Origin of the sequence: Arthrobacter sp. YN (genome assembly GCF_002224285.1) — a bacterium.
GTDB lineage: Bacteria > Actinomycetota > Actinomycetes > Actinomycetales > Micrococcaceae > Arthrobacter.
The window spans coordinates 3,365,513-3,388,422 of record NZ_CP022436.1 but is presented as its reverse complement, the minus strand read 5'-3'; the positions used below and the strand labels follow the sequence as shown (position 1 = coordinate 3,388,422).

Sequence of the window (22,910 nt, the reverse complement as noted above, 5' to 3'; positions counted from 1 at the left end):
CTGCTAGATGACTATGTCCGGTAGTGTGCCAGTGTGTCAAGACCTCCCGTAAACCCTGCCCAACCCGCCTCCGGACCGGAGCCGGGAGAAGATTCCGACGCGCAGGCGCACCATGAGAACAGCGGCCGAGCCGGCAGTCGCCGGCCCCGTGGGGTGGCAGTGATCTCTGCCGTTGTCCTGTTGGAAGCCCTCGCGCTCATGGGTGCCGCCGCCTGGTACGCGTACGAATTGCTTACTGGCGCCCCGGTGCTGACTTTCTGGGGAGCCGTTTTTACGCTGGGGCTGCTCCTTGCCTTTTCGGTGTGGTTGTTCGCAGTGGGGCATTACCTGTTCCGAGGATACCGATGGACCCGGGCGGCTGCGTTGGTGGCCCAGTTGTTCGTTCTCACCATCGGTTTCCCCACTATGACCGGTGGGCTTGTTCTGCCGGGCCTGGCTATGATCATCCCGGCCGTTGCGGCCATTGTGTTCCTTTTCCATAGGGACGTGATTGCCTACGCGTCGCGCACAGGCGGTACCTCCGGAGTCCTTTAACCCGTCTCCGCGGGGGAACCATGAGCGGCAATGGGTGGGAAGTCCGTTGTGAGGACTGCTTGAAACGGCTGCACTTCTCCTCCCTCCACCACATAGCCACGCCCAGGGCGGGCTGGGCGGTCTGTTTCCAGCCGTACTCCCAGGAGATCGCCATCGTGAGGCGATCCCGGCGCCAGGACCACACCCATTCGGAAGGTCTGGACTTCCCGGGCCAGTGGCAGTTGCTGCGTCAGTGCGGGCCCGGGAGTGGCTGTCATCACGATGCCTCGGACTTTACCCACCAAAGCAGTGAGGGCTTGGCGCCCTTGGGTGTCAAGAGAGTCCGCGTCGTCCACCAACACGACGCTCTCCGGGTCCAGGTCACAGTTTTCTTGTGTGGCCGAGGCCCGGGAAGATTCCGCGGATGTTCCAAGTGCCGGAACAACCCAGGCAACTGAAGGATTCAGGCGACGGAGTGATGCCAAAGCCGTGCTCTTCCCTGATCGATGGCCGCCGAGGATGATGCTGACACCGTGCAGCCGGAGAGGCAGGGAAACGGGCATCGCTTCGTCCCCTCCAACGCCGATCCATAGAGCGTTCCCCGATTCCTGCCCGGCAGACATCAACAGGGCAGACGAGGACTTGAGCCCAACACGAAATTCCTGTTCGTCCAGGCGATCGGGAAGCGGCCGCAGACGGAAGGGCGGTTTCCCTTGTGGGGGAGGGGCGAACGGCCAGTGCCCCTCGTCGGGAGCCTCGCGAAACTGGGTAACCACTGTATCTCCGTCGACGAAGTTGCCCGTGGCGACGGCGCGCCCTGGAATTGGCTCCACCTCTGGAAAGCGGGGCCAGTGAAACCGGGCTTCCTCCGTGGAGCCTGACGGAAAATAAGCCCGGTTTTGTATCGCGGCAAAGAAACGTGAACTGACCAATTCCCGCTCGCCACAAATCATCACCGTGATGCCGAGAGGACGGCCGTCCCTCACAATGTCCTGCAGGAGGCTCTCTGCCCAGGCTGAGGTCCCGGCCCGGAAGGCGGTGGCCCATGAGCACCACCCCGTGATGATCAAAGTCAGAGGCTTGGAGGTCCTCCCGGCGTCGTTGCTGGTGCGTCGGCAGTCCATTTCCTCGGCGAGACGTTTTAACACACGCGCTGCAAGCGGTAATTGGTGCAGGCCCACGAGCGCACCTACCCTTGCCTGGCCAACGAGGTCGCCCAATATTCCTGCCGCATCCAGAACAAAGGGATGAGGCTGGGGTCCTTGTGTGGACAGCATGGCCGAGACTGCCCTGAAGCAGGCGTGCATGCCGCTCGAAGCACTTCCGATCATGGCCAGATGTCCGTGCTCGGCCGGCAACCATTGCAAGGGCTCCACAACTTGCCGTGTGGGCCTGTCAACCAACGCCAGCGGCCCAACACGCCATGGCACTGCTTCTGTGGTTGCGGGGACATCAGAGGCATCCGCCAGGGAAGGCCCACCACTCCACGGAATCGCAGAAGGCAGGGGTTCCGCCACGGGATGTCGGGGGAGGGAACTCCCCTGGCGGCGCCACGCGTCCTGGACAGTCAAAACAAGCCGCCCGACACCGGCATCCGGGAGGGCATCCCGATGTCCGGCCAAGGGCTGGGACGGTGGGACCTCACGGCGTGAGCCGTTGTTGAGTATCTGGGAGGCTGTGTGGACCAACTGAGGAGATCCATCAACAGGGCCATCGGAGGCTCTGGCATCGTGGGAAACCGAGAGGGACGCGGCCTGGAATTCTTCCGGCGTGTCTGAGGCCCGGACCAGGTAGGCCCTTCCCGGAGTATCTGCCCTGATGGAGGCGGCCACCTTTGAATTGATGATATCCACGGACTCCGCCTCTGATTGCACTCGAAGAGCGATACTCGACGCAACGTTCGCCCGGATGTCGGCTGTCAATGCTCCTTGAGGCCTCTGGGTCGCCATCACCAGATGGACGCCAAGGGATCGGCCGATGGTGGCGACCCGCATGAGCTCGCGAAGGGCGCCGGGAGCTTCGTCAATCAACATACGGAACTCGTCGATGACCAAAACCAAATGCGGAACTGCAGGGTACGGGCTCGACGCAGCAAGGTGGTATTGGTCCAGGTCCGTGACGTCGGCCGCAGCGAACAACTCCTCGCGGTACCTGATCTCTGCCCGGAGCGAAGCAAGTGCGCGATCCAACTGGCGCCCACCAAGATCGGTCAAGAGGCCTACGCAGTGAGGCAGGCCGGCGAGCGGCCGTAGTCCTGAGCCGCCTTTGAAATCGACAAAGAGGAAGGTTGTGTGATTGGGGGAGTACGTCAGCGCCATGGAAGCGACGAGGGTCCTCAGGAGCTCCGACTTTCCTGAGCCCGTGGTACCGGCCACCAGAAGGTGTGGACCGTCGCGCTTAAAGTCAAAGGTCACGGGTCCCTGACGGCCCTGGCCCAACACGGCCCTTAGTCCAGGCAATCGTGCAGTGTCTTCCCAGCGAAGAAGAACCCTTCGGGTCCCGGAGGGAAGAAGGGCAGCCAGTGTGCACTGCTCAGGAACGGGCTGCCGTGTGCCGACATGTTCCTGGTGGGCCAGCGAGGCCATGGTGCGGCAAAACGCATCGAAAACGCTGATCGGGACGAGGTCTGGAACGAAAGTCCGGCGCTCGCCGGCCACGTCCAATGTTCCTGTGGTCCCTGACGTTGAAAGCTCGATTAAGGGCCCGGGGTGTTCAGCAGGTGGGCCACAACGGACCACCTGCCACCCGTTCCGGCGCGCGGCGCCCAGGAGGGATGCCAACGCGGCCTTGTCCCACCCTGCCGGTTCATCGATGATGAGCAGCCTTCCATGAGCGCTGCCGCTTAGCTGCAGCATGGCAGTGAGGGCCGCCTCGTACTGCGTCGTAAGAGTAACCTTCGCGAGGAACCTGGCGCTTAGGGGCAGCCTTCCGACGCTCCCAACGATAATGACGGGTGACTCCGCAGCCCGGGGGTAGCCGGCCATCTGCATCAGCATGAATCGGAGCAGGGAATCAACGTGGTCAGGAGGTCCGTCAAGTGCCACCGTGGGAAGCTGCGGGTCCAAAGTCACTGCCGCTGATCCGATGTCTGGTGCGCTGAACATTGGATCGTCAGGTACCAATCGGATATTTGCCTGTGCCTCGGCTGTGCCCAGACGGATCCAGCTACCGGAATCTGCGCTGACGGTTTCCCTGGGGGAATCTGCAGGCGATTGGGACAACGATGAATCGGACTGGCCTCGTGCTGCATCCCGAACCTCCATGGCCGCCCTGCCGCAGGCAGCCACCACCAGTTCCGCAGCGGAGGGAGAGCAACGCTGCCGGCGGCCGAGATCCTCCTGAGCGGCGCGGGCCACAGCCAATCTACATTCCCGGCGGCTCTTCCGTCCCGTAATGAACGGGATCAGGAGACTGACGGCGGAGATGGCGGTGAATCCCAGATACATCCACATCCCGGTGGCAATGGCCAGACCAACCCCTGCGATCAGCGGCAGCACGGCGGCCAGGATGATCGCCATGCGGTTTCCTTGCCGTCCGGAATGAGGCACCTCAAGTGGTTCCTCCACGGAGCGTCCGGCATCGTTGGAAATTTCGGGGAGCGGACCTCTCTCCGTGGAGACAGAGAACACGCTGTTGCCGCACAGAATTGTTGATTCCGACGTCAGGGACGTGCGCCGCGAGGGGCGCCCATCCACGAGTACCGGGTTGACGGCCGCGACGCCACTCAGGGTCAGTGCTGTGCTGGAAACATCCAGGATGGCGTGCTCCCTGGACATGTCTGGATCCGGCACGGAGATCTCCGTGGCTCCGCGGCCTATCCGGAAGCGGCCGCGATGGATACGGAAGACGACTCCGGCACTGGGCCCCGAATGTGTAAGCAGCATGAGAGGCAGGGACGCCGGCTCGGAGAGATGGTGCGGTGCGGGGCCATCGACGATTATTGCACCGGACACCAGGGGAGGCCGGCCAACCGTCAGGGCCGCTATATCCCTTCCATCCACTGCCAATGAACCAGTCCCGCGCTCGTCCCCGAGAATTGTCTGAAGGTGGGCTCCGGGTGTGCCCACAGGGACCCTGATGGTCAATTCCTCCGGAGCCGAAAACTCCGCGGCCGCCGGGCCCCTCACCAACGTGCATTCCAAAGTCATGGCTTCCGTCTTCCCGTGATCAGTAACGCGCCTGCCCAACAGAGGTAGGCCGTTGCCCTTGACGCTAGAGGCGTTTACGCCGTCCTGCAGCCTCGGGTGAGGCGTATGTGGACAAACCGGAGCGACCTTCACGGTTGGCCCTTGACGCCGCGGCATGGTGTCTCAGCTAAGATGAATCTCGTTGTCGCGTGTGCTCAATGAGGAAGGACCTTCACCGGTGATAGTGGTTGCGGAGAGCGCCGATGTTTCAGACAAGGCGGTAATTGGTGATGGATCAAAGATTTGGCATCTTGCCCAAGTCCGCGAGCAGGCCGAGTTAGGCGTCAATTGCATCGTGGGACGAGGTGCCTATATCGGCACCGGGGTAAAGATGGGGGACAACTGCAAAGTCCAGAACTATGCACTTGTCTACGAGCCCGCGGAACTTGAAGCCGGTGTGTTCATTGGCCCGGCAGTTGTGCTGACCAACGACACCTACCCCCGTGCTGTCGGCCCGGACGGCAGCTTGAAGAGCGCGCACGATTGGGAGCCCGTTGGCGTCACCATTCGCGAGGGCGCATCAATCGGTGCCCGCGCCGTGTGCGTTGCTCCCGTGACCATTGGACGGTGGGCCACAGTTGCCGCCGGAGCGGTCGTGGCTAAAGATGTCCCGGATTTTGCCCTGATGGTCGGAGTTCCGGCCAAGCGTCACGGGTGGGTCGGCAAGGCTGGTTTCCCGCTGCAGCGCAGCGGAGAGAACTGGGTGTGTCCGGAAACCGGCGCAACGTATGTTGAACAGAACGAGACCCTTCGAGAGGTAGAGGCATGAGCCCCGAATTCATTCCCCCGGCCAAACCCATCATCGGCGATGAAGAGCGCAAGGCCGTTGATGCCGTGCTGGCTTCCGGCCAACTCGCCCAGGGCACGGAGGTAGCCTCTTTCGAGGAGGAGTTCTCCCAGGTCCTCCTCGATGGCAGGGCCGCCGTTGCCGTTAACTCCGGCACCTCGGGTCTTCACCTGGGCCTGCTGGCTGCCGGCATCGGCGCTGGAGACGAGGTCATCGTTCCGTCGTTTACTTTCGCAGCGACGGCCAACTCGGTGGCACTGACTGGTGCCACTCCCGTTTTCGCTGACGTTGATCCGGACCACTACACGCTGGACCCGGCTTCCGTAGAAGCAAAAATCACCGACCGCACAGCGGCCATCATGCCAGTGCACCTTTACGGGCACCCGTTCAACGTCGATGCGATTGGCGCGCTTGCCACCAAGCACGGCGTCAAGGTCTTCGAGGACGCTGCCCAGGCCCATGGCGCAGCAGTCAATGGACGCAAGGTTGGCACCTTCGGCGACTTCGCCATGTTCAGCCTTTACCCCACCAAGAACATGACGTCGGGTGAGGGTGGCATGGTCAGCACTGGTCTGGCCGACGTTGAGCGTCGCCTCCGGTTGCTCCGCAACCAGGGCATGGAACGCCAGTACGAGAACGAACTGGTTGGCTTCAACTGCCGCATGACCAACATCCATGCCGCCATTGGCCGCGTCCAGCTGACCAAGGTCAACGGTTGGACCAAGACCCGCCAGGAAAATGCTGCCTTCTTCGACGCGAACATCGAAGGCGTTGTCACGCCCAAGGTCGCTGAAGGCTACGAGCACGTTTACCACCAGTACACGATCCGCATCGCTGAGGACCGTGACGGTTTTGCCAAGGCCCTGCGCGAGGAATACAACGTTGGCTGCGGGGTCTATTACCCGATTCCCAACCACCGTCTTGCGCCTTTCCAGACCTCGGATGACCTCCCCGTCACCGAAGAGGCGGCAGCAAGCGTGCTCTCCCTTCCGGTGCACCCGTCCCTGAGCCAGGATGACCTTGACCGGATTGTTGCCGCCGTCAACGCTGTCGCCAAGGCGGGTAGCTAGTGGCGAATCTGCGCGCAGGCCTCATCGGACTGGGAATGATGGGGCGTCACCACGCCCGTGTCATTCGTGAACTTGAAGGCGTTGACCTTGTTGCTGTTGCCGATTCCTTCGGCGACCCCCACAACGTTGCCGACGGCCTGACGGTTTTCAACACGGTTGAGGAACTCATCGCGCAGGGCATTGATATGGCTGTGGCAGCAGTGCCCACCATCCTGCACGAGGAAGTGGCGCTGCAACTCGCCGAGGCAGGTGTCCACTGCCTCGTCGAGAAGCCGATCGCGAATGATTCCGAGTCGGGGCGACGCATCGCGGAAGCCTTTGAATCCAAGGGGCTCATCGGTGCCGTCGGTCACATCGAACGGTTCAATCCCTCGTTGCAGAGCCTGCGGGACCGTTTGGAGAACGGTGACCTGGGCGATGTCTACCAGATCAGCACGAGGCGGCAGGGGCCGTTCCCGGCCCGTATCGCCGACGTCGGGGTGGTCAAGGACCTGGCCACCCATGACATCGACCTCACGGCTTGGTTGGCCCAGAGCAACTTCGTCAACGTCGTTGCCCACACCACCTCGCGCAGTGGCCGCGAGCATGAGGATATGGTCACAGCCATTGGTCACCTCAAGAGTGGCGTTGTGACGAACCACATTGTCAACTGGTTGTCGCCCATGAAGGAACGCACCACGGTGGTTCTTGGAGAACGTGGCGCTTTCATTGCCGACACCATTTCCGCGGACCTCACTTTCGTGGAGAACGGTACGTTCCAAACGGACTGGGATTCCGTGGCGGCTTTCCGCGGTGTTTCGGAGGGATCATCGACGCGCTTTGCCCTGGCAAAGCGTGAACCCCTCAAAATGGAGCACGAGGCTTTCCGTGATGCAGTTCTCGGAAAGTCGTTGAACATTGTCACCATGGCGGAGGGGCTCGAGACCCTCAGGGTCGCGGAGGCTGTTTTGGAATCCGCGAAATCCGGCTCAGTCATCACTCTCTGAGCACTTCAGATCAAGCAAGGCACCAAGGGGAGGTTGGCCGCTGGCCAACCTCCCCTTGCCGTTTCCTGGCGTGGCCCCTCACCATCGTGCCCCGCCCCGGATACGGGAACCCGCGTCATGTCGGGTAGCCTTGACCAGTAGACGTGGGCATTTCTGTGCCCGCACGCCAATACACAGGAGAGTTTGTGAACGCTGATCTCGTCGTCGTCGGCTCGGGTTTCTTTGGCCTGACCATTGCAGAACGCGCCGCTACCGAGTTGGGGCTGAAGGTCGCGGTGCTGGATCGCCGCCACCATATTGGAGGAAACGCCTACAGCGAGAACGAAGCGCAGACGGGAATCGAGGTCCACCGCTACGGTGCACACCTCTTCCACACGTCGAACGAACGCGTTTGGGAATATGTGAACCGCTTCACGAAGTTCACGAGCTACCAGCACAAGGTGTACACCAGCCACAAGGGCGAGGTATACCCGATGCCCATCAACCTGGGCACCATCAACCAGTTCTTCCGTTCGGCCATGAGCCCAACCGAAGCGAAGGCCCTTATTGCGGAACAAGCCGGCGAACTGGCCGGGACCGATCCGCAGAACCTCAATGACAAAGGCATCCAGCTGATTGGCCGCCCGCTCTACGAGGCGTTCATCAAGCACTACACAGGCAAGCAGTGGCAGACGGATCCCAAGGATCTGCCTGCCGAGATTATTTCCCGGCTCCCTGTGCGGTACAACTACGACAACCGGTACTTCAATGACTCTTATGAGGGTCTTCCGGTTGACGGCTACACAGCATGGATCGAACGTATGGCCGATCACCCCAACATCGAGGTTGTCTTGAACACGGACTTCTTCGACGACGGCGAGTTCGGCAGGTCTTCTGTCCTGGGCCAAGTGCCGGTCATCTACACCGGTCCGGTGGACCGCTACTTCGACTACGCCGAAGGCGACCTGTCGTGGCGCACCATCGACCTTGAAGAAGAAGTACTTCCCATTGAGGACTTCCAGGGCTGTTCAGTGATGAACTACCCGGACGCCGATGCTGCCTACACGCGCATCCACGAATTCCGCCACTTCCACCCTGAGCGTGACTACACCAAGGACGCAACGGTGATTATGCGTGAGTTCTCGCGCTTCGCCGAAAAGGGCGATGAGCCGTACTACCCGGTCAACACCTCGGACGACCGCCAGAAACTGCTCGCATACCGCGACCTCGCCCGAGGCGAGAAGTCCGTCCTGTTCGGCGGGCGTTTGGGAACCTACAAGTACCTCGACATGCACATGGCCATTGGCTCTGCCCTGTCCATGTTCGATAACAAGATCAAGCCGCACTTCACTGGCGGCGCCAAGCTTGAAAGCGGGGGAGTGGACGCATGACGGCTACTACGAACGAAAGTCAGATGACGGCGATGACCACCACGGATGACCTGGCACCGGCCAAAGAAAGCCTGCGTATCGTTCAGCGTGTGGTTTTCCCCGCCAACCGCGACCTCGACACCCTTCCGCTGTATGTCGACCCGGACACCAGCAAGGTGAAAAAGGACGACGGCGACAGCGGCGCCGTCGTGCAGGCCGTTGGCATGACACGGAAACTGCACCCGGAGGACATCCTGGGCCGCGGTTCCGTTCAGGTTCGCCGTGGTGAGCGGCTTTCCTTCGGTTCCTACTTCAATGCTTTTCCTGCCAGCTACTGGCGGAAGTGGACCGTTGCCACGAAGACCGTTCTGCATCTTGAGACTGAGGGCGAGGGAACGGTCATTGTCTACCGTTCCAACGCCCGTGGCGCCTCGCAGCGAGTTGACTCCATCCTCGTGGAAGGCACCGCCGGCAACGACTTTGAGTTGACCTTGGCACCGTTCGGCGACGGGGGCTGGTACTGGTTCGACCTCATTGCCGGTGGCGACGGCATGACGCTTAAGAGCGCCCACTGGGCAGTCCCGGATGAAGGCCGCCCCCAGGGCCGTGTCACGCTCGGTGTTACGACGTTCAACCGCGCTGACTACTGCCTTGAAACCATCAAGTCGATTGACGCCGACGCCGGCCTGAGGGAGATCCTCGCCGAGCTGATCATCGTGGACCAAGGCAACAAAAAGGTCGCCGACGAAGCCGGATTTGATGTAGTCGCAGAGTCGATGGGTGACCAGCTCCGCGTCATCAACCAGGGCAACCTGGGCGGTTCAGGCGGCTTCGCCCGCAACATGTATGAGATGGTCGTTTCCGACAAGAGCGACTACGTGATGCTGCTGGACGACGACATTGAGCTTGAGACTGAAGGCGTCATGCGCGCAGTGGCGTTTGGTGACCTCTGCCGCAAGCCCACCATTGTTGGCGGGCACATGTTCGACATGTACAACAAGTCAGTCCTGCATGCCTACTCGGAGGTCGTCAACTTCTACCGCTTCCTGTGGGGTCCGGTGGAAGGCCTCGGCAACCACGACTTCTCCTCTGCGGGCCTGCGGTCCACCCCTCAACTGCACAGGCGCTGGGATGCCGACTACAACGGTTGGTGGATGTGCCTCATCCCCAAGACCGTGGTGGAAACCATTGGACTTTCCCTTCCCGTCTTCATCAAGTGGGATGACGCAGAGTATTCACTTCGCGCCCGTGCAGCCGGGTTCCCGACCGTCACTCTTCCCGGGGCAGCAGTCTGGCACGTTTCCTGGGCCGACAAGGACGACTCTGTTGACTGGCAGGCTTACTACCATGAGCGCAACAGGCTTATCGCGACGCTCCTGCACTCGCCGTTCCCCAAGGGTGGACGCATCCTGCGTGAAAGCCTGAACACGGACGTCAAGCACTTGGTGTCCATGCAGTATTACCCCGAGCAGGCACGGATCATGGCCCTGCGCGATGTCCTGGCGGGCCCGGCCAACCTGCACCAGCAGTTGCCCATCACCATGCCCAAACTCCGTGCAATGCGCGAAGAATTCCAGGACTCCCAGGTCAAGACGGATCCCGGGGCATTCCCGGAGGTCTTCCGGAAGCGTCCCCCAAGAAGCCCCAGTCCTACAAGCAGCCCGGTGCCCTGGGCCTGCTTCCATGGGCCGTGAAGACCGTCCTGAAGCAAACGCTGGCCCCCGTGCGTGACTCCGCCAAGGAGAACCCCGAGGCACAGGTGGCGCACCAGGATGGCAAATGGTGGAGCCTCGCGCACCTGGACAGTGCAGTCGTTTCCAATGCGGATGGCACGGGAGCTTCGTGGCACCTGCGTGACCCCAAGCTGGCCCGCCAGCTTGTGGTGGAATCGGCAAAACTCCACGCCCAGCTCTTCTCCAACTGGGAGACCCTGCGGGCCCAGTATCGTGAAGCCCTTCCAGAGATCACTTCGATGGACTCCTGGCGGGAAACCTTTGAAGCGTCGGAGCCCAGCAAGTAGCGATGTCGAACTCCACTGATACGTATGCTGTTCCGGGGGTGGGCGCCGGGCTGCTGGACGTCTACCGCCGGCGGTACCTCCTTAAGCTGATTGTCCGCAAGGAACTCCGCGTCCGCTACCGCGGCTCGGTACTTGGATTGGCTTGGTCCTACGTCAAGCCGCTGGTCCAGTATGTGGTCCTGTTCTTTGCCTTGGGCATCGTGTTGCGGGTTGGGGATCAAATTCCCAACTACGCGCTTTACATGTTCTCCGGTGTCATTGTCATCAACTTCTTCTCGGAGGCATTCTCGAATGCCACCCGGTCCATCGTCTCGAATGCGGCACTGGTCAAGAAGATCTACCTTCCGCGTGAGCTGTTCCCGGTGGCATCCGTATGGGTAGCTGCAGTCCACTTCCTGCCGCAACTGATTGTCCTGCTGGCCGCAGCACTGCTGAGCGGGTGGCATCCGGACATTATGCAGCTCTTCGGTGCCCTGCTTGGGTTTGTCATTGTGGCCGTTACGGCAACAGGCCTTGGCCTATTGGCCGGTGCCGTCAATGTCTTCTTCCGGGATGCCGAAAACATCGTGGACATGCTGATGATGATCGTGACGTGGACGTCGCCGGTCTTGTATGACTGGACCATGATCCGCCGCTTGGCTGCGCCTTGGGTGTTGACGATCTACCAGCTCAACCCCATTACCGTTGCGGTGGAACTGTTCCACTGGGCGTTTTGGTATCCAACAGTGAATCAGCCTGTCGAATTGCCTCCACACCTCCTGGTGACCGGCTTCATCGGCCTGGGCATGGCGGCACTGTTCCTTGTTATTGGCCAGATCGTCTTCCGACGGCTCGAGGGCCACTTTGCGCAGGAGGTCTAAATGGGTGCAGCAGTAATCGTCAAGGGCCTGAAGAAAACGTTCAACCTCCGCCACTCGCACTCCATGAAGGAAACGCTGGTGTGGCTTGCCAAGGGGCGGAAGGGGGATCTCACCAAGAAATTCGATGCCCTGCACGACGTGAGCTTCGAGATCCAGCCGGGGGAGACCGTGGCATTGTTGGGCTTCAACGGCTCCGGCAAGTCCACGCTTCTGAAGCTGATCTCAGGTGTCATCCTGCCCGACCAAGGGACCGTTCGCACCAAGGGCAGGGTCGCAGGCCTGATCGAGGTGGGAGCAGGCTTTCACCCGGATTTGTCAGGTCGTGAAAACGTCTACCTCAATGCAGCCATCCTGGGGATGACGGAACAGGAGATCCAGGAGAAGTTCGACGACATCGTTGCCTTCTCCGAGATCGAACAGTTCATTGACACTGAGGTGAAGTTTTATTCTTCGGGTATGTTCCTCAGGCTTGCGTTTGCGGTAGCTGTCCACACCCAACCGGATATTTTCCTCGTGGACGAAATCCTGGCCGTGGGCGACGAACCGTTCCAGAGGAAGTGCCTGGCCAAGATCAAGCAGCTCTCTGATGAAGGCCGGACTTTGGTGGTGGTCAGCCATGATCTCGACATGATTTCGCGGATCTGCGACCGGGGAGTGGTGTTGTCTTCGGGCACGGTCCAGTTCGAGGGTCCGGCTGACCAAGCCGTGGCGTGGCTGCGGGAACGTAACTAACCCGCATCCAATTGCAAAGAGTCGTCTGTCAACGGATGGCTGGTGGAAGCATCTAAGAAAGGCGATCGTAGGAATGGGTATCGGCCCGCTGCTGTTGTGTGTACTCCTGATCGTTGTGTTGTGGTGGGGCCCGGGCTGGATCCTGGGAGAAGCGTTGGGCGTTCGCCGGGTTCTACTGCCCGTTGTAGCGCCACTGCTCGGAATGGGCGTCCTGACCGTCATCGGCGTCATGGGAAATGCGCTGGGGCTCAGCTGGCAGTTGCTCCCGGTGACTGCCGTCCTGCTGGTGCTGTGTGCACTCCTGTTTGCCCTGCGCCTGACTCTGCGGCGCTATTTCCCGGACAAGTTCGGGACGGTTGCCCAGCCGCCTGTCTTTGGCAAGCAGCTTTTTAAGGGATCGTGGTGGATCCTCCTGGCTGGTTTGGTCGCTGGCGGTGCGGTTGCCGCTGTCTCTTGGATTGTGGGAACCGAAGGCCTCCAAGGGATCAACCAGGACTGGGACATTCCCTGGCACGCCAACATGATCCGACTGATCTCCGTGAACCACGAGTGGGATCCGAGTATCGCAGGCAACTTTGCCTACTACGACACCACCATTCCTGAGGCTCCCATCCGGAGCTACCCGATTGCCTTCCACGCAGTGTTGTCGTTGTTCTGGCCGATGAGCGGCGTCAGCATCCCGGTGTTCCTGAACGTCTTTGTCCTGGTGATGATGGCGATTCAGCTGCCGTTGAGCACCATGGCCTTGACCATGCTGGTCACCCGCCGCCCGATTGCTCTGGCGGCCGCGGCGGCCGTTGCCGGTTGGTTTACGGTCTACCCTTACGACCTCCTGTGGCGTGGCCCGCTGATTCCATTCTTTGCCGGAATGCTGCTGGTTGGGCCGTTCGCCCTGCTGGCGGTGAAGGGGGCACTGGAGCGGCAGAAATTCTGGATCCCCGGCATCGCTTTTGGCGCAGTCGGACTGATAGCAGTCCATCCCTCACTGGCCTTCGTTGTCCTGCCCGTACTGATCTTCTGGTTGCTTTCCGCCCTGATCCGGCGCAAGGGCAGAATCCTCGGCATCACGGTCTACCTTGCGGTCTCCGGTGTTCTGGCGGTCGTCCTCGGCTGGCCGATCATCGCCCAGATGCTGAAGGAATCCGAGCGCGTCTCCAAGCAGGTTTGGGCTGCGGACACTGACCGCAACGGCGCTATTCTAAACGTTATTTTCCTGAACCACGGTTCAATGGCGATGCCGATCCTGACGGCCCTTGTGGCCCTTGGCTGCCTGGCCGTGGTCCTCAGGATCCGCATGTGGTGGTACTTCGGACCTGTCCTCGCCTTCGCCTTCCTCTCGGTCTACACGATGGGTACAGACAACCCGCGTTTCATGACGTTGACGGCCCCGTTCTACGACGACCAGTGGCGTATCTTCGGCATCCTGGTGATGCTCCTTGTACCTCTCGCGGGTCTGGGAGTGGCGCAGCTGGCTGAAGCCATCGCCTGGCTGGTGGCAAAGGTACGCAGCCGCTCGGCCAACTCCACTACGGACGGAATCACAGCCGGCCGCAGGCCCAGCCACGTGGTGACCGCAGTTGCCGCGGCGGCGGTACTCCTTGTCAGTGGCATTGCGGCCATTCCGTACTTCAAGCAAAACGCCCAACGCATCAACATCAATACCAAGGTGGATGGGGCTACGTTGAGCGCATCCGAGGTTGGACTCCTCAGCAAGATCGATGAGTATGTGCCAGAGGATGCCACGGTTCTGAACGACTCCTGCGACGGGTCAGTCTGGATGTACGCGCTGGGTAACCGCATGCCGATGATCCGCCACTTCGAGATCCTTCCGACCAACCGCCAGTTGCTGGTTCTCCAAAAGCTACCCGAGCTCGCCACCGACTCAGAGGTCCGTGACGCAGCTGCTGAACTGGGTATCGAATGGGTGTACATCGCTGATGGCAGGATCCGGGCGTGGGACGAACCCAAGGCCGGGCTGACGCAGCCTGACTCCATTCCGTATCTTCAGCTCGTAGTGCGTGAAGGAAATGCTGCGCTGTACAAGATTGACTGGTCGCAGCTGCCTGGCGGCAAAGAAGCATTCGACGCCGCAGCGAAGGACCGGCTCCAGCTCGACGGCGTATCGGGAATCCTTGAGAACCGGAACCCTGATGGCATAGCACCGCTAGGAAGGATCTGCTGATCATGAAGGCATTCATCTCCAAGTTCCTGGCGTCCAGTTTGTTCAAGTTCCTGCTGATCGGCGGCCTGAGCTTCCTCTTGGACCTCGGGCTGCTGGCCCTGTGCTTCCAGGTCTTCGGCTGGCCGCTGTGGCTGGCGACCGGTGCGGGCTTCTGGGGCAGCTTCTTCTTCAACTACTTCCTGCAGCGCCATTTTGCGTTCAACGGCGGTGGAACTGCCTTGGGTGGCGTACTTCGTTACTCAGGGCTCCTGGTGTTCAACACGCTTGCCGTCATGGGCATCGTTGAGCTTTTTCAGTTCATCGGTGCCGGCTACGTGATAGGTAAGGTGGTTGCGACCATTGTGACCATGGGGTGGAACTACTTCATTTACAAGCACTGGGTCTTCCCGCAAAAGAAGCAACCGAACAGCGGCAGCGAACAGTCAGATGGCCAGTCGGGCACCGACGCGCCAACACAGAAACTCACACCAAACAGCAGCGAAGGATAATCGATGTATCGAGGCGTTCGAATTGCCGCGGTAGTACCGGCCTACAAAGAAGAAAACCACATCGCACAGGTCATCGAAACGATGCCTGATTTTGTTGATGACATCGTCATTGTTGATGACTGCAGCCCGGACGACACGTCAGGGGCAGCACGTCGGGCCGACGACGGCCGGGTCACCTTGATTCGACATGAAGTCAACCAAGGCGTGGGAGGCGCAGTCCTGACGGCCCACAAAGCCGCGATGGAACTGGGAGCCGACATCAACGTGGTCATGGCCGGCGATGCCCAGATGGATCCCGACTACCTGCCGCAGCTTCTTGATCCGGTGGTCGATGGCTACGGATTCGCCAAGGCCAACCGCTTCTTTTCGGGTGAGTCATTCGCGGGCATGCCCGGCTACAGGATCTTCGGCAACATCGTGTTGTCCTTCATGACGAAGCTCGCTTCCGGTTACTGGCACATCTTCGATCCGCAGAACGGCTACACCGCCATTCGCACGGAGGTCCTCCGCCGTCTTCCCATGAACAAGGTGGCGGCACGCTACAGCTTCGAAAACGACCTCCTGATCCACCTCAACATTCTTGATGTTCCGATCGTTGATGTGCCGATTCCAGCTGTTTACGGCAACGAGGTCTCCAGCATCAAGCTCCGCAAGGTCATTCCTGAACTTCTTGCCATGCTCTTTGGCGGCTTCTGGCGCCGTGTGTGGTGGAAGTACATGGTGTGGTCCTTCTCCGCTGTTGCCCTCCTGCTGATCGCAGGCATTGCCCTGATCGTCATGGGCCTGGTGGCAGGAATCTGGGTACTTGCCGCAAGTGTGGGTTCACCGACGGCGGGTTCGGTGATGCTCGCTGTGGTGCCCTTTGTGCTGGGCGTCCAGATGCTGCTGGTATCGCTGCAATTGGATATCCAGGCGAGCCCCAACAGGCCCACTATGCATCCTATGAAGGAACGTACCTAGGCATGTGCTGAACAGGGGAGGGGCCCGGACGCGTTGGCGTCCGGGCCCCTCCATGTTTCGCCTTCCTATGGCAGGGACGTGAATCCTCCCCAGCCCCAGCCGACCTGGCTCCGGGAGAGCCATCCGGACGTCCCGTTGCCGGGATACAGGAACAAGTTGCCACCGGCGTCACGGGCGAGGACGTCATTCTTGCCGTCGCCGTTGAAGTCGCCCGGCCCGAGGATGGCGGTCATGCCACTCCATCCGCTTCCCACCTGGACCCGGCTAAGCCAGCCTCCGGTGCCGTTGCCGGGGTAGAGCCAGAGAATGCCTGACGTGTCCCTGGCAAGGACATCGGTCTTGCTGTCGCCGTTGAAGTCCCCGGTACTGAGGATGGCATTCATGGAATTCCACCCGGTACCCACCTGGGCGCTTGAGGCGAAGCCGCCAGTGCCGTTCCCCCGGTGGAGCCACAGTATTCCGGCAGAGTCCCTTGCGAGGACGTCTGCCTTCCCGTCGCCGCTGAAGTCGCCCGGCGCCAGGATCAGCGTCTTGCCGGACCAGGCTGTGCCTGCTTGAACGCGGGTCTGGAGGCCTCCTGATCCATTTCCAGGGTAGAGCCACAGAACGCCGTTGGTATCCCTGGCCAGGACGTCGCTGCGTCCGTCCCCGTTGAAGTCCTTGGTGGGGACAATGGCATTCAACGAGTTCCACCCGGTACCGAGCGAGCGTTGGGCCAACCAACCTCCGGATCCATTGCCCGGGTACAGCCAGAGCGTGCCGGAGTTGTCGCGTGCCACGACGTCGTTCTTTGCATCGCCGGTGTAGTCCTTCCACGTGTTCGCCGGTGGGGCTGTCACGGTATAGGCCTGGGTGACGATTGCCGAACTGTTGTTGGACGTGTCCACTGCAAAATACTTCAGGGTCATCGCTGATGTGAGGGTGATGGCCGTGGAGTACTTGTTGGCGGCTGTAGCGGTCGGATTCGTGCCGTTGGTGGTGAAGTAGATGCTCGCACCCACCTCATTCGCCGCCAGCGTGATCTGCTGGTTGGCGGGATAGCTGCCAGCCGGCGGCGTCACCGTGACCACTGGAGGTGTCGTGTCCAGAACGGTGTAGGCCCGCGAGGTGACCGCAGAGGGGTTTCCGTAGGCGTCAACAGCAAGGGCCTTCACGGTGGTGTTGCCCGTGAGGGCAAACGGGGCAGTGTAGGACTTGGTGCTTCCCGAGGCAGTGGTAGCGGGGTGGTGCCATCGATGGTGTAGAAGATGCTTCCCGGTTCGCTCGAGGACATAGTGACAAGTTGTCCCGAGGCATAGGCTCCGGCCGCGGGTGCCACGGTCAGGGTTGGAGCGGTGCTGTCCAGTACGTACGTCTGCGTGGCCACAGCCGAGGAATTTCCTGCGGTGTCCCGCGCGAAGTACTTCAGGGTCAGCGACGTCAACGGAATCGGGCCCGAGTACACGGGACTCGACGTCGTGGGCACAGTGCCATCCTTGGTGACGTAGATGGTGGCTGCTTCGTTGACCGACAACGTGATGGACTTCCCGGCTCCATAGGTGCCTGCAGCCGGGTCCACGGATACAACTGGTGGTGCTGTGTCTGCAGCGAACACCGTCACATTCCTGGTGGCAGTAGAGGTGTTTCCAGCGTTGTCCCTCGCTTCCACCGTGAAGGTGACGGGACCGCTGGGAACGTTGGTGTAAACCTTGGGCGAGGTGCATGCAGTGTAGGCATTGGAGCCGAGCTTGCACCGGAATCCCGCAATGTCCGTGGCCGTTGACGCGAAGGTGAACGACGGCGAGACGCCCACCGTTGCTCCTTGCGACGGCGAACTGATGGACACCTGTGGTGGGGTCAGATCGGCGGTGACTGTAACCGACGCCACCGGGCTGACATTGCCGGCCATGTCCGTGGCCCTGACGCGGAGCACGTGCTGCCCCGCGGTTGCCAGGGTGAGCACTTGTCCGTTGGTGCAGGCTGTGAACGTCGTGGTTGAATCCACCGAGCAGGACAAGGCCGAATCGGGGTCGGAGGTGACACCCAGGACAGGTGAGCCGTTGACGGTGGCACCGGCAGCGGGTGATGTGATGACCGGGGCGGCGGGGGCAGTGACGTCCACCGTAAAGGCCCGTGAAACAGGAAGGCCCGTTGGTGCGGCCCTTACGGAGAACGTGTAGGCGCCGTTGGCCAAAGCAGTCGACGGCGTAAAGGTTCCGCCGGTACATACCTGCCAAACCGGCGTCGCTGTGCTCAGTTGAAGACTGCATTCAAGGGCCCCGCCCGGTGGCGTGGAGGCGACAGTGAAGGTTGGCGTGGAGTCGTTGGTGAAGGCCGGGTTGGCTGCCTGGGTTCCATTTGCCGCCGTCGGACCGCTGACGATGGATGGAACAACGCCTCCCAGGGTGAGCAGCCTTCCCCGCTCAGCGGGTTTGGCGGGATCCAGTTGTCCCGGATCTTCCATTACCAGGAGTTTGCCGTCACGCATGGCCAGGCCGCCGACCTTGCTGAAGCCGAGGGCCCATTGGTTGTTGACCGTGTCCGTGCTCAGATCGATGCGGGTGATGGTGTCCTTGCCGGCGTCGGCTGTGGTGGTTCCGCCGCCGGTTCCTGTGTAGAGGACCATGGGGGACTGCCAGTCATAATAGATCGCCGTCGGCTTGCCGACGTTATAGAGGGGGCTGGGACATAGTTGGTCAGGACGCCGTCGTCGGGGGCAGTAAAAACTGTCAAGCCAGAGGTTTCGGCAACGTACACCACCACGTTGCCCGCGCTGTTGCGGTGCGTCGCCGCAAGGCTGAGGGAACTGGAATTGACGGAAGCGATGGATTCGATGCTCGGGTGGAGTGCTGTAGGGTTCACGATTTTGACGATTGACCGCGCATTGGCGAACGACAGGTAGATATTGCCGTCCGGACCGTCGCTGACGGCGTTCGGACGCAGGTCCCCGTCGAAGATGGTCAGCGCGCCATCGTATTCGAAGACGCCACCATCGGGGTTCCAAAGCGCGCGTACGACGTCGGAACTTCCGACGGCGGCATCCGGTATGAACGCGATTTCATCACCATCGCCGTGGCTGGCAGGCGATGGATCGATCATGGCGGGTGTACCGGCCAGGGCCGGACCGCTGTCGTTCCCGGGCAGCGTCCCGCCCAGGCAAGTGTTCGTTTCGAGGCTACCGGCGGTGGCGCCGGTCGCCTCTGTGACGCGGCAGAATCCTGCGCGTGCATCGGAAACCCATAAGCGTCCGTCCGGGTCTACAACGGTGCCGGCAGCTTTGGTGAGACCGGTAGCCACGGTTTGGCGCGCCTGGTCCGCAAAAGCCGGGCCTGCTGTCAGCACGCCGGTAAGTGCCGCCGTTGCGAGGCTGGCAGTGGCCAGGACTGCCGTGAGTTTGTGGTGTTGCCGGCTTCCGGCCACCCCGCGGGATGCAAGGTGACGGGGAGTCTTAGAAAAGGTTCTTGAGCGACCGGCGAAGGCAAGACATGCCAAACCAAGCTGAAGAACACTGCGTTTGCGCGTGTCCACCGAGGGATCCCCACTTCATTCGGATGCTCCCCAGCTCCGCATGCATTGGTTATTCGCCCCACGCCGTTTCCGGCTGCGTCTACGTCCATCTTCCACCAAATTTCACATTTGTCACTAGCAAAGTCCGGAAGATGTCCACATTGGGGTTCGCGACCGGTCCGTCTTGACCGCACAACGGCTGCACCGCACGATTGAGGTGGAGGTCACAATGCGCAGACTGTTCCTGATGGCGGTGCCTATAGTGCTGGCGCTGGCCGCCTGCACTGTGCCGTCATCCGAGCCACCCGCTGGAACCGGTTCGCCGGCGACCAGCAGTGCCAGCGCCACCGCCGGGCGCGGCCAACCGCCGTCGTCCGCTCCGGGAGGCAGCGAAACGGCCCCGGGCGTCAGCGAACCGAGCGATGGTGCCCCGGCAGCGGGCGACGACGAACCGGGCCGCTTTTCCTACCTCTGCACGAGCCTTGACGCATCGCCTGAGGTCCAGTTGTCGAGCCTGGCGGAAGTCTGGGCTGCCACCAATTACACCCGCATGGATTCGTGTGGCGTCACTTTCGAGGAGGACGGGCAATTCGAGCCGACGCCCCGGGAAGCTGAAGCCATTTCGACAGCGGCACCGCAAGGCGTGGCAGCTGACGATGGGCTGGCAACCATGCTGGACATCCTTCGCCTCTGCACAAGGATCAGTGATGAGACCGGGCCAGGCGGATTTGCCGAAGCAAGTAAGGGGACGTTGGTGGCAGCGGCGGAATTCTGTCCGGACGCTCCACAGGGAAAGATCATTGCCGCCTGGGCAGAGGGCGCCCGGGTGGGGGACGGCACCCACGTGACGGGCGAGAACCATGAGCCGGGGGGATGGCAGTTGATTAAACCGGCCGTCGCGGCGGGCGGATGCACATGGTCCATCACCAGCCAGGACGGCTCAGTTGTTGCCAGCGGTGGCCTCGCGGAGGCAGGTAACACGGTGGAACTGAAGCCGGACCAAAAGTTTACTAGTGACAAATGCGGAATTTGGGGGAAGATGTACTAAGACGCAGCCGGAAACGGCTTGGGGCGAATAACCAATGCATGCGGAGCTGGGGAGCATCCGAATGAAGTGGGGATCCCTCGGTGAACATGCGCAGGCGCAGTGTTCTTCAACTCGGTGTGGCAAGTCTTGCCCTGGCCGGTTGTTCAGGAACCAAAGTAGATACTTCCCAACCAGCCGCACTGGATATGGCACCGGTTGTCGCGAGCGACGACAAGGTCCCCATTGAGCGTCCGGAACCTCTGATCCGGTACCAGTTCACGTGTACAGCGGCAGATGGCAGCCTCATCGGCAAATTCTCGAGCCTCGAAGAAGTCTGGGCTTCCACCCGGTACATGCACGTCACTGACTGCCAAGTGGTCTACGTCGGAAGCGGCCCGCACCTCCTGACTCCTGAAGAGCGGGCAGCCGTCAACGCGGCCGTCGCGGCAGGGGCGGCTCCTGGACAGGACTCCGCTTTATGCCTGCTCATTATCAGGGCCTGCACACGCACGGATCACAGGACACTTGCAGCTTCACTCGCCGCCTACGGCATACCCGTTGTCAAGGGTGCTTTGACGTTGGCTCCGTTGGCTCCGCAGGCTGCCCAGCTCACCAGATGGCTTAAGACGGCAGTGCCCCGCTAGAGCTCAATATCGGTGGGACCCCGGCAGGATTTCCAAGGCCGGGACGCCGCCGATAAGGGCCGATATCCATCCCTTCCAACCACACAAAATTGCGGGATCACATGGTCTAATGAAAGTGGTCTCACGTATTGGCTGTTCAGCGTATACGGGAAACGAAATTTGTTGCAGAGAAAACAAAGATCACCCGTTGCGCACAATCAAGGAGTGATCTTTAATGGCGTTCAGAATTGGAACTGCAAGCGCTGACATAACGCCGTCGCTGAGCACCAATCCCTACATGGCCGGATATGGTTCAACTGACGGTGGACGCGAGGCCACCAGCAGCTCACCATTTGAGCCGTTATACGCACGGGCGATTCTTATCTGGGAAGACGCCCACCCCCACATCATCATCAGCCTGGACGTCCTGGCTTTGCCGCGGGCCATGCATCAAAGGATCCGTGACAGGATCATTGACCTGACGTCGTGGTCCAGCAGCGACATCCTGATCCAGGCAACTCATACGCATAATGGACCCGCCTTGATTGACACCCTTCACCCCTTCATGGCGTATGGACTCGCAGACCTGGGTTTGGTGCGTTCCTACAGTGCCGATCTTGAAGACACCATAGTCAACCTTGCCCAGGAAGCGCTGGATGCCGATGAAACGGCGGTGACTTTCGACTATAAAGTTTCAACCCAGAATTTCTCCGCCAACCGGGTTGGGTTGCCATACACCGAGACAGCCGTGCCGATTCTGGTGGCCAGGCGGGGTAACGGTACGCCGGCAGCAGTGATTTTCAGCTATGGATGCCACCCCATCAGTGCTGGTCTGCGGACACTCTTTGATGGCGATTTCGCCGCAGGTGCCTGCAATTATATTGAAAACCGGAACCCGAATTGTTTTGCAATGTTCATCCAGGGGCCTGCCGGTGACCAGGATCCGGGTGGAGTCCGCAGTTGGCAACTCAGGGATCAGCACGGGGACGCATTGGGTGCCACCGTCCACTCGAACATGCAATCGGCCGGGCGTGCGCTGAGCGGTCCCATGGTCACGCGGTACCAGGAGGTCCAATTGCCACTGGACATCACTCCAACAGCAGGAAACCTGGCCGCAGTTCGCGCTTCCTATGTAGCCCGACTCGCCAACCCCAACGGCCAGCCCCAGTGGTACCAGCGCCATGCGCAGGTCATGATCGGGCGGATCGACAGCAACAGTGTTGATACGGCTGTGCCGTCACCCTTCCAGGTATGGAAGTTCAACGGAAGCCCTCAATTGAAAATCGCCATGATCGGTGGTGAGCTCGTCAGCGGATACGCGGCCTACTTCCGGGGCCGGAATGGCGGGAACAACGGAATTATTGTTGGAGGATATGCAAATGAATCATGCTGCTATATCCCCAGCAATGAATTCTTTCCGCCGTTCATGCCGCTTGGCAGCTATGAGGGGGGATGGGAGCCTGACTTCCCGGGAATTGCCGGTGGCTCAATGACAGTGTATGGACATTTGGCGCATTTCAAAGCGGGCACGAATGGCGTGGAGACGACGCTGGTCAATGCGATGAACGCCTTGCTTGCCTAAAGTGTGCAGGCGTTAATGGCGGGCCGGCCCGAGGACTCCTTGGGCCGGCCCGCCATCA

The 22,910-nt window shown here is 60.9% G+C and carries 17 protein-coding genes and 2 pseudogenes; 14 read left to right on the top strand and 5 right to left on the bottom strand.

Annotated features, from left to right (window positions below; translation table 11 throughout):
• Window positions 1-33: 33 nt before the first annotated feature.
• Window positions 34-534: a hypothetical protein gene (locus tag CGK93_RS15525; RefSeq protein WP_089595604.1), complete on the top strand. Its 501-nt coding sequence runs from the start codon at window positions 34-36 to the stop codon at window positions 532-534.
• Here the strand turns inward: CGK93_RS15525 and CGK93_RS15520 are convergent.
• Window positions 531-4,661, bottom strand: coding sequence for an FtsK/SpoIIIE domain-containing protein (locus CGK93_RS15520; protein WP_089595603.1), 4,131 nt, complete (start codon window positions 4,659-4,661; stop codon window positions 531-533). The two genes, CGK93_RS15525 and CGK93_RS15520, sit on opposite strands and share 4 nt — an antisense overlap.
• 190 nt (window positions 4,662-4,851) lie before the next feature.
• On the opposite strand from CGK93_RS15520, the gene CGK93_RS15515 reads away from it, so the two are divergent.
• The 10 genes and pseudogenes from CGK93_RS15515 to CGK93_RS15470 all read left to right on the top strand — a co-directional run bounded on the left by CGK93_RS15515 (window position 4,852) and on the right by CGK93_RS15470 (window position 16,134).
• On the top strand, window positions 4,852-5,469 hold the full coding sequence (locus tag CGK93_RS15515; RefSeq protein WP_026540062.1) for an acyltransferase: 618 nt from the start codon (window positions 4,852-4,854) through the stop codon (window positions 5,467-5,469).
• Entirely contained in the window at window positions 5,466-6,557 is a 1,092-nt protein-coding gene (locus CGK93_RS15510; RefSeq protein ID WP_089595602.1) for a DegT/DnrJ/EryC1/StrS family aminotransferase, read from the top strand. Before CGK93_RS15515 ends, CGK93_RS15510 begins: the two co-directional genes overlap by 4 nt.
• Entirely contained in the window at window positions 6,557-7,543 is a 987-nt protein-coding gene (locus CGK93_RS15505; protein WP_089595601.1) for a Gfo/Idh/MocA family protein, read from the top strand. Before CGK93_RS15510 ends, CGK93_RS15505 begins: the two co-directional genes overlap by 1 nt.
• A gap of 185 nt (window positions 7,544-7,728) precedes the next feature.
• Window positions 7,729-8,913, top strand: coding sequence for a UDP-galactopyranose mutase (gene glf / locus CGK93_RS15500; RefSeq protein ID WP_089595600.1), 1,185 nt, complete (start codon window positions 7,729-7,731; stop codon window positions 8,911-8,913).
• A pseudogene (locus CGK93_RS15495) lies at window positions 8,910-10,912 on the top strand (glycosyltransferase). Before glf ends, CGK93_RS15495 begins: the two are co-directional and overlap by 4 nt.
• 2 nt (window positions 10,913-10,914) lie before the next feature.
• Entirely contained in the window at window positions 10,915-11,772 is an 858-nt protein-coding gene (locus tag CGK93_RS15490; RefSeq protein ID WP_089595599.1) for an ABC transporter permease, read from the top strand.
• A complete protein-coding gene (locus tag CGK93_RS15485) occupies window positions 11,773-12,504 on the top strand; it encodes an ABC transporter ATP-binding protein (RefSeq protein ID WP_089595598.1) in 732 nt (243 codons plus the stop codon).
• Window positions 12,505-12,577: 73 nt separating this feature from the next.
• Complete coding sequence (locus CGK93_RS15480) at window positions 12,578-14,686, top strand: DUF6541 family protein (protein ID WP_089595597.1); 2,109 nt, start codon at window positions 12,578-12,580, stop codon at window positions 14,684-14,686.
• Between the two features lie 2 nt (window positions 14,687-14,688).
• Window positions 14,689-15,174, top strand: a complete 486-nt coding sequence (locus CGK93_RS15475) for a GtrA family protein (RefSeq protein ID WP_089595596.1) — start codon at window positions 14,689-14,691, stop codon at window positions 15,172-15,174.
• Window positions 15,175-15,177: 3 nt separating this feature from the next.
• Entirely contained in the window at window positions 15,178-16,134 is a 957-nt protein-coding gene (locus CGK93_RS15470) for a glycosyltransferase family 2 protein (protein ID WP_089595595.1), read from the top strand.
• A 65-nt stretch (window positions 16,135-16,199) separates the two neighbouring features.
• Here the strand turns inward: CGK93_RS15470 and CGK93_RS24670 are convergent, their stop codons facing one another.
• The 4 genes and pseudogenes from CGK93_RS24670 to CGK93_RS15460 all read right to left on the bottom strand — a co-directional run bounded on the left by CGK93_RS24670 (window position 16,200) and on the right by CGK93_RS15460 (window position 19,533).
• Window positions 16,200-17,042: an FG-GAP repeat domain-containing protein gene (locus tag CGK93_RS24670; RefSeq protein WP_442857050.1), complete on the bottom strand. Its 843-nt coding sequence runs from the start codon at window positions 17,040-17,042 to the stop codon at window positions 16,200-16,202.
• Window positions 17,037-17,291, bottom strand: a pseudogene (locus CGK93_RS24665) (chitobiase/beta-hexosaminidase C-terminal domain-containing protein); the annotation flags it as partial. The pseudogene CGK93_RS24665 and the gene CGK93_RS24670, both read right to left, overlap by 6 nt.
• Window positions 17,285-18,022: a chitobiase/beta-hexosaminidase C-terminal domain-containing protein gene (locus tag CGK93_RS24165; protein ID WP_269768479.1), complete on the bottom strand. Its 738-nt coding sequence runs from the start codon at window positions 18,020-18,022 to the stop codon at window positions 17,285-17,287. The pseudogene CGK93_RS24665 and the gene CGK93_RS24165, both read right to left, overlap by 7 nt.
• Window positions 18,023-18,660: 638 nt before the next feature.
• Window positions 18,661-19,533: a hypothetical protein gene (locus CGK93_RS15460; protein WP_089595593.1), complete on the bottom strand. Its 873-nt coding sequence runs from the start codon at window positions 19,531-19,533 to the stop codon at window positions 18,661-18,663.
• 334 nt (window positions 19,534-19,867) lie between these two features.
• Here CGK93_RS15460 and CGK93_RS15455 point away from each other — a divergent pair, with 334 nt between their 5' ends.
• The 3 genes from CGK93_RS15455 (at window position 19,868) to CGK93_RS15445 (ending at window position 22,852) form a co-directional block, all read left to right on the top strand.
• On the top strand, window positions 19,868-20,668 hold the full coding sequence (locus CGK93_RS15455) for a hypothetical protein (RefSeq protein ID WP_157731845.1): 801 nt from the start codon (window positions 19,868-19,870) through the stop codon (window positions 20,666-20,668).
• Between the two features lie 86 nt (window positions 20,669-20,754).
• A complete protein-coding gene (locus tag CGK93_RS15450) occupies window positions 20,755-21,291 on the top strand; it encodes a hypothetical protein (protein WP_089595591.1) in 537 nt (178 codons plus the stop codon).
• A 214-nt stretch (window positions 21,292-21,505) separates the two neighbouring features.
• Window positions 21,506-22,852 (top strand): hypothetical protein, encoded by a 1,347-nt coding sequence (locus CGK93_RS15445; RefSeq protein ID WP_089595590.1) that lies wholly within the window; start codon window positions 21,506-21,508, stop codon window positions 22,850-22,852.
• Window positions 22,853-22,910 lie beyond the last annotated feature (58 nt).

Excerpts from the sequence above, each read along its gene's own strand:
- CGK93_RS15445 (WP_089595590.1), top strand. The coding sequence starts at position 21,506 with ATGGCGTTCAGAATTGGAACTGCAAGCGCTGACATAACGCCGTCGCTG.
- CGK93_RS15450 (WP_089595591.1), top strand. The coding sequence starts at position 20,755 with ATGCGCAGGCGCAGTGTTCTTCAACTCGGTGTGGCAAGTCTTGCCCTG.
- CGK93_RS15475 (WP_089595596.1), top strand. The coding sequence starts at position 14,689 with ATGAAGGCATTCATCTCCAAGTTCCTGGCGTCCAGTTTGTTCAAGTTC.
- CGK93_RS24670 (WP_442857050.1), bottom strand. The coding sequence starts at position 17,042 with ATGACCCTGAAGTATTTTGCAGTGGACACGTCCAACAACAGTTCGGCA.
- CGK93_RS15485 (WP_089595598.1), top strand. The coding sequence starts at position 11,773 with ATGGGTGCAGCAGTAATCGTCAAGGGCCTGAAGAAAACGTTCAACCTC.
- CGK93_RS24165 (WP_269768479.1), bottom strand. The coding sequence starts at position 18,022 with ATGGCCGGCAATGTCAGCCCGGTGGCGTCGGTTACAGTCACCGCCGAT.
- CGK93_RS15455 (WP_157731845.1), top strand. The coding sequence starts at position 19,868 with ATGGCGGTGCCTATAGTGCTGGCGCTGGCCGCCTGCACTGTGCCGTCA.
- CGK93_RS15470 (WP_089595595.1), top strand. The coding sequence starts at position 15,178 with ATGTATCGAGGCGTTCGAATTGCCGCGGTAGTACCGGCCTACAAAGAA.
- CGK93_RS15510 (WP_089595602.1), top strand. The coding sequence starts at position 5,466 with ATGAGCCCCGAATTCATTCCCCCGGCCAAACCCATCATCGGCGATGAA.
- CGK93_RS15480 (WP_089595597.1), top strand. The coding sequence starts at position 12,578 with ATGGGTATCGGCCCGCTGCTGTTGTGTGTACTCCTGATCGTTGTGTTG.
- CGK93_RS15520 (WP_089595603.1), bottom strand. The coding sequence starts at position 4,661 with ATGACTTTGGAATGCACGTTGGTGAGGGGCCCGGCGGCCGCGGAGTTT.
- CGK93_RS15490 (WP_089595599.1), top strand. The coding sequence starts at position 10,915 with ATGTCGAACTCCACTGATACGTATGCTGTTCCGGGGGTGGGCGCCGGG.